This window comes from Sagittula sp. (assembly GCF_052825245.1).
Map to the genome: position 1 here is coordinate 140278 of NZ_JBRBWD010000029.1, position 6680 is coordinate 146957.

Here is a 6680-nt window from a genome sequence, read left to right on the forward strand (position 1 = left end):
TCAGGCGCGTTTCCGTCCCATTACGGGGAACACGAAACAACGGTCGCGCCGCAGGCTGAGCCACATCGGCGTGCCCGTCTTCGGCAGGAAAACGTTGGGCACGGTGGCGATCAGCTTCTGCCCGTCGTGATCCATCACGAACTCGACGAGGCTTTCCGATCCCATGAACCGCGCCCGCTGCACGACGCCGCGCGCCGGCGTGCCGGCGATCTCCGTCGGGTTCGGGCCCTTGCCGGAGCGGTCGAAGTCGATGGAGACATGCTGCGGGCGGAACACGATCTCCACCGCGCCGCCATCCGCCACGCCCGGCGCAAGGAATCGGCCGAACGGCGTGTCCACCAGCGCCCCTTGAACAGTGCCATGCAAGACGTTGACATCGCTGAAGAATGCCACGGCCTCACGGTCAACCGGCGCGTTGTAGATGTTGTAGGGCGCACCCTGCTGCACGATCCGCCCGTCGCGCATCAGCGCGATCTCGTCGGCCATGCGCATCGCCTCTTCGGGTTCGTGCGTGACCAGCAGGACCGCCGCGCCTTCCTCCTTCAGCAGATCCAGCGTCTCATCCCGGATGCCATCCCGCAGCCGGTTGTCGAGGCCGGAGAACGGCTCGTCCATCAGCATGATCTTCGGCTGCGGCGCCAACGCGCGGGCCAGCGCCACGCGCTGCTGCTCGCCGCCCGACAGGTGATGCGGGTAATGGTCGATGTAATGCCGCAGCCCGACCCGGTCCAGAAGCCGCTCCGCCGTGGCGCGCTTCTCCGATCGTCCGCCCTTCAGTCCGAAGGCCACGTTCTCCCCGACACTCAGATGCGGGAACAGCGCGAAATCCTGGAACATCAGCCCGATGGAGCGCCGCTCGGGCGGCACGCGGAACACCGTGTCGCAGACCAGCTTGCCGTCGACGTGGATGGTGCCTTCGTCCTGCATGTCGACGCCCGCGATCATCCGCAGCGTCGTCGACTTGCCGCAGCCAGAGGGGCCGAGCAGGCAGGTCACCTGCCCCGGCGCGATCTGCAGCGACACGTGATCGACCACGGTCTGACCGTCGAAGCGGCGCACGAGGTCGCGGATTTCTAGCCTTGGCGGTGTCGTCACGTCTGCCCCAAAACGTCCGAGGGATTTTATCGGGTTTCAGGCACCTCTAGACCGACCCGCCGTGTACTGCAAGGGCACCCTGTCCCCCGTGCCAGGTGTCATCAGGCCAAGGCCTTGGCAAGACGCGGCAAACGGGCCTTCTTAAGAAGCGCGCGCAGCTCCCAGTCGTCGCCGGAGAGGCGCCGCGCCTCGGCCAGCACCTGCTCTGCCACGCCCTGCACCGCGTCTGGCGAGGCCTGCCAGAACCCCAGCAGGAAGGCGTCGGCATCGGTGCGGCTCAGCCCCTCTTCGGCCAGCACGTTGCGCGGGAAGTCGGAGGCGTTCATCGTCACGATCACGTCGGCGCTGCCCGCGACCGCCGCCGCCAGCACATGCACGTCCGCCGGATCGGGCAGCCACAGGCGCCCCTCCAGCGACGGCGGCCAGGTCACCTCGGCCCGGGGCCATGCGGCACGGACCAGCGCGATCTCGCCCCGTGCCTGCGCCTCTCCGCCCGGTCCCAGCTTGCGCGCCGCGCGGGCCCATTCCTCGAGTATGCGTTCCGACCAGAGCGGCGTGTAAAGCCCGGCCCCGGCCACGCCCAGAAGAACCTCGCGCATCACCGTGGGAAACAGGACGCAGGTGTCGAGGACGACCTTCACAGCCGGAAGAACAGCGCCTTCAGGTAGCCCGATTCCGCAAGTTGCGGCAGCAGCGGATGGTCGGCCCCCGCCTGCCCGGTGTGGATCAGGACCGCCCGCCGCCCGGCCCGGCCGATGCCGCGCAGGCACGCGCCGGTAAAGGCTGTCATGTCCGCCGCGTGCGAACACGAGCAGAGCACGAGATACCCGTCCTCCGCCACCAGCGGCGCCGCCAGCCGCGCGATCCGTTCGTAGGCCCGCAGCCCCTTGTCCAGCGCCTGCTTCGACGGCGCGAAGGCGGGCGGGTCGCAGACCACCACGTCATAGCGCGCGCCTTCTTCCTGCAGCGCCGTCAGCGTGTCGAAGGCGTCGCCCTGCCGGGTGGCAAAACGGTCGGCCACGCCCATCGCATCGGCCCCTGCCTGCGCCAGTTCCAGCGCCGGGGCGGAACCGTCGACGCACAGCACCTCGCGCGCACCGCCCGCAAGAGCCGCCAGCCCGAAGCCGCCGACATGGCTGAAGACGTCGATCACCGATCCCTCCGCCGCCAGCCGGGCTGCGAAGGCGTGGTTGTCGCGCTGGTCGTAGAACAGACCTGTTTTTTGGCCGCCGGTCAGGTCGGCCATGTAGGTCGCGCCGTTCATCACCACCGGCACCGGCGCGTCGGGCGCCGCCCCCAGCAGAACCGCATCGGCATCGTCCAGCCCTTCCAGCGCGCGCCCGCGCCCGGACGCGTTCTTGAGGATGTTCGCGCAGCCCGTGACCTCCGCCAGGACGTCCGCCAGCTCCGGCAGGCGCACATCGGCCCAGGCGGCGTTCGGCTGGACCACCAGCGTGTCGCCGAAACGGTCCACGATCACGCCGGGAAAGCCATCCGCCTCCGCGTGGATCAGCCGGTAGAACGGCGCATCGTACAACCGTTCGCGCAGCGACAGCGCCTTGGCGACCTTCGCCCGCAGCCAGTCGGTGCCGACCTCCACGATCTCGCGGTCCAGCACCCGCGCCACGATCTTCGAGCCGGGGTTCACCGCCACCGTGGCCAGCGGCTTGCGCTCGTGGTCCTCCAGCGTGGCGATGGTGCCCGGCGCGATGCCCCGGGTCCGGCGATCCATCACCAGTTCGTTGTCAAAGACCCATGGCGCGCCGCGGCGGATGGCGCGGGCGTTGGCCTTCGGAAGAAGGCGCAGGACGGGACGGTCGGATGCGGAGCCGGAATCAGGCGAGGCGGAGGTCGTCATGACCCCCGCCTTACCCCGCTTTCTCCCAAGAATGAAGCGGTTGAAATTCAGATCTGATCCAGCGCCCGGGTCAGCGTCCGGCCTTTGTCGCGCCAGCCCCCCGCGGTCGACACCTCGGCCGCCATGACGCGGTCCAGATGGGCCATCAGGCGGACCTTCATGCCCAGGCCCTGCCGTTCCGCCGCCATCGCGCGGCGCCCGCCGAAGGCCTCCAGATCCGCGCGGGTCCGGCGGCCCTGCACCAGCACGGCACCGGTCGCGGCATCGACAAGGGTCGTGTCGAAGACGACCGTGTGAATGCCGCCGGTGGTGTAGCGGGCCTTCTCCGTCAGCGAATGGAACTTGTGCAGCGTTATGATCGCCTTGACCGGACGCCCCTCTGCCGGCGCGCTCGCGCGGGCCTTCTCGAGGCTCGCCTGGAACATCGCCGCCACCTGCTGCTTGCGGTTGCCGGGCGCGTCGCCGCGCCAGACGATGTCGGCGATCGGCAGGTACAGGTTCGCCTCGGACACGCTGAGCGCCTCGGGCACGCGGAACTCGTACTCCACCAGCTTCATGCCGCCCTGCAGGACCGGGGCTTCGCGCGGCGCAACCGGTGCCGCCCGCTCCATCTGCAGGGTCGAGGCGCGGGTCACCTCGCCGCCGGGCATCGCCTCGAACGGCGCGCGGCCGGGCATCTCGCCGCAGGCCGCAAGCGCCGCCATCATCCCAAGCCCAAGAACAAACCGTGCAATCCGCATCTTTTTCGCCCTTCTGTGCCGCTTCGCTGCTCCCGAAGCGCCTTTCTGCCCTGTCGCTGCCCGAAGGCTGCTGTTAACGTTGTTTTGCTCCGGAACGTGGCGCCATTTGGGCGACAGCAGGGTCTTTCGTCGACACGTCAACCTGATGGGCCGCACGGATCACGGGGTTTACCGTTAGCGCTAACTGGTCTATGTATCGCGGAAGACCGGAAACCGGAGCCGGAAAGGACTCGTTCCATGACCCTCAATCAGACCATCGCCGACGTCACCGCCCGTATCGAGGAACGCTCCTCGGGCATGCGCGCCACCTATCTCGACCGCATGGCCCGCGCCGCCGACGAAGGCCCGCGCCGCGCCCACCTGACCTGCGGCAACCAGGCCCACGCCTATGCCGCCATGGGCCAGGACCAGGACCGGCTCGCCACCGAGCGCGCGCCCAACATCGGCATCGTCAGCGCCTACAACGACATGCTCTCGGCCCACCAGCCGTTCGAACGCTTCCCCGACCTGATCCGCAAGGCGGCACGCGCGCAGGGCGCCACGGCGCAGGTGGCGGGCGGCGTTCCGGCGATGTGCGACGGTGTCACCCAGGGCCAGGTCGGCATGGAACTCTCGCTCTTCTCCCGCGATGTGATCGCGCTGGCGGCAGGCATCGCGCTCTCCCACAACACCTTCGACGCGGCGCTCTACCTCGGCGTCTGCGACAAGATCGTGCCCGGGCTGATCATCGCCGCGGCCACCTTCGGCTACATCCCCTCGGTCTTCCTGCCCGCGGGCCCGATGCCCACCGGCCTGCCCAACGACGAAAAGGCCAAGGTCCGCCAGATGTTCGCCACCGGCGAGGTCGGCCGCGAGGAACTGATGAAGGCCGAGATGGCCTCCTACCACGGGCCGGGCACCTGCACCTTCTACGGCACCGCCAACACCAACCAGATGCTGATGGAGGTCATGGGCCTGCACCTGCCCGGCGCCTCCTTCGTGAACCCCAACACGCCGCTACGCGATGCGCTGACCGTCGCCGGGACCGAACGCGCGCTCGAGATCACGGCGCTCGGCAACGACTACCGCCCGGTGTCCGAAATCCTCGACGCCAGGGCCTTCGTCAACGGCATCGTCGGGCTGATGGCGACCGGCGGCTCCACCAACCTCGTGCTGCACATGCCCGCCATGGCACGCGCCGCCGGCATCGCGCTCGAGGTGCAGGACTTCGACGACATCTCCTCGGTGACGCCGCTGATGGCCAAGGTCTACCCGAACGGCCTTGCGGACGTGAACCACTTCCACGCCGCGGGCGGGCTGCAGTACATGATCGGCGAACTCCTTGACGCGGGCCTCCTGCACGAGGACGTCAAGACGGTGATCGGCGACGGCCTGCGCCCCTACACCCGCGAGCCCGAACTGAAGGACGACAAGCTGACCTGGCGCGACGGCCCGACGCAGACCCACAACGACAAGGTCCTGCGCCCGGCCTCCGACCCGTTCCAGAAGACCGGCGGCCTGAAGCAGCTTAAGGGCAACCTCGGCCACGGCATGATCAAGGTCTCCGCCGTCGCCCCCGAACGCCACGTGATCGAGGCGAAGGCCCGCGTCTTCGAGGACCAGGAAGCCGTCAAGCTGGCCTTCAAGGCGGGCGAATTCACCGAGGACACCATCGTCGTCGTCCGCTTCCAGGGGCCGAAGTCGAACGGCATGCCGGAACTGCACGGCCTGACCCCGACTCTCGCCGTGCTGCAGGATCGCGGCCTGAAGGTGGCGCTGGTGACCGACGGCCGCATGTCCGGCGCCTCCGGCAAGGTGCCCGCGGCGATCCACGTCTCGCCCGAGGCGGCAGACGGCGGCCCGCTCGCCCGCGTGCGCGACGGCGACATCGTCCGCCTCGACGCCACCAACGGCACACTCGAGAACCTCGCCCCCGATTTCGCCGACCGCGAACCGGTGACCGCCGACCTCACGGGCAACGGCCACGGCGTCGGACGCGAGCTTTTCGCCGCCTTCCGCGCCAACGTGGGGCTTGCCTCGAACGGCGCAGCCGTGGTCGTCTGACCCCAAAGGCGCGCCCAGCCCCGGCAAGGGCGCGCCCCCTGCTTCTCTGCTTCACAAATACTCGAAAAGGACGCTCCCCATGACCCCAGCCGACGCCAGCCGCGAAAGCGAGCGCCTCTGCCGCCTCGCCCCGGTGATCCCGGTTCTCGTGATCGACGACGCCTCGAAGGCGCGCGGCCTCGCCGAGGCGCTGGTCAAGGGCGGCCTGCCCGTGCTCGAGGTGACGCTGCGCACCCCCGCGGCGCTCGACGCGATATCCGAGATGGCGAAGGTCGAGGGCGGCGTGGTCGGCGCGGGCACGCTCCTGACACCCGAGGACGTGGAAAAGGCCGTGGCCGCAGGCGCGAAATTCGGCGTCTCGCCGGGCGCCACCGACCGCATCCTCGACGCCTGCGAGGCCGCCGACCTGCCGCTGCTGCCGGGTGCCGCCACCGCGTCTGAGGCGATGAAACTGCTGGAGCGCGGCTATACCGTGCAGAAGTTCTTCCCGGCGGAGGCCAACGGCGGCGTGCCCGCGCTCAAGGCCATCGGCGCGCCGATCCCGCAGGTCCGCTTCTGCCCCACGGGCGGCGTGTCGATGAAGAACGTGGGCAACTACCTCGGCCTGTCGAACGTGCTCTGCTGCGGCGGCAGCTGGGTGGCGCCGAAGGACATGGTCTCTTCGGGCGACTGGGACGGGATCGAGGCGCTGGCCCGCGAGGCCGCGGCCCTGCCGCGCCCTGTGTGAAGCGTTCCGTGGGGGGGCGGGGGGAGGCGCGCCGCCCCCCCCGGGGGGGGGGCCCCGCCCCCCCCCCCCCAACCCCCCCCCGCCGCCGCGGCCGCGCCCCCCCCGGCGCCCCGCCCCCCCCCCGCCCCCCCCCCCCCCCCCCCCCCCGCCCCCGTCCGGGCACACGGTGTGTGTTTGCCCCGCCCCCCCCCCCCCCCCCCACGCCGGGGCTCTGCCC

The 6680-nt window shown here is 70.1% G+C and carries 6 protein-coding genes; 2 read left to right on the plus strand and 4 right to left on the minus strand.

What is annotated here, in order from left to right; genetic code table 11:
* From ACU0DV_RS10525 to ACU0DV_RS10540, 4 genes are all read right to left on the minus strand, one after another.
* Entirely contained in the window at nt 1-1095 is a 1095-nt protein-coding gene (locus ACU0DV_RS10525; protein WP_446241757.1) for an ABC transporter ATP-binding protein, read from the minus strand.
* 101 nt (nt 1096-1196) lie between these two features.
* Nucleotides 1197-1736: an RSP_2648 family PIN domain-containing protein gene (locus ACU0DV_RS10530; RefSeq protein ID WP_446241758.1), complete on the minus strand. Its 540-nt coding sequence runs from the start codon at nt 1734-1736 to the stop codon at nt 1197-1199.
* Nucleotides 1733-2953: an RSP_2647 family RNA methyltransferase gene (locus tag ACU0DV_RS10535; protein WP_283983364.1), complete on the minus strand. Its 1221-nt coding sequence runs from the start codon at nt 2951-2953 to the stop codon at nt 1733-1735. Before ACU0DV_RS10535 ends, ACU0DV_RS10530 begins: the two co-directional genes overlap by 4 nt.
* A gap of 47 nt (nt 2954-3000) precedes the next feature.
* Nucleotides 3001-3693, minus strand: a complete 693-nt coding sequence (locus ACU0DV_RS10540; RefSeq protein WP_446241759.1) for a DUF6778 family protein — start codon at nt 3691-3693, stop codon at nt 3001-3003.
* 237 nt (nt 3694-3930) lie between these two features.
* Here ACU0DV_RS10540 and edd point away from each other — a divergent pair, with 237 nt between their 5' ends.
* Entirely contained in the window at nt 3931-5736 is a 1806-nt protein-coding gene (gene edd / locus ACU0DV_RS10545; RefSeq protein WP_446241760.1) for a phosphogluconate dehydratase, read from the plus strand.
* Nucleotides 5737-5815: 79 nt separating this feature from the next.
* Nucleotides 5816-6463, plus strand: a complete 648-nt coding sequence (eda, locus tag ACU0DV_RS10550; RefSeq protein ID WP_446273542.1) for a bifunctional 4-hydroxy-2-oxoglutarate aldolase/2-dehydro-3-deoxy-phosphogluconate aldolase — start codon at nt 5816-5818, stop codon at nt 6461-6463.
* The last annotated feature ends 217 nt before the right edge of the window (nt 6464-6680 follow it).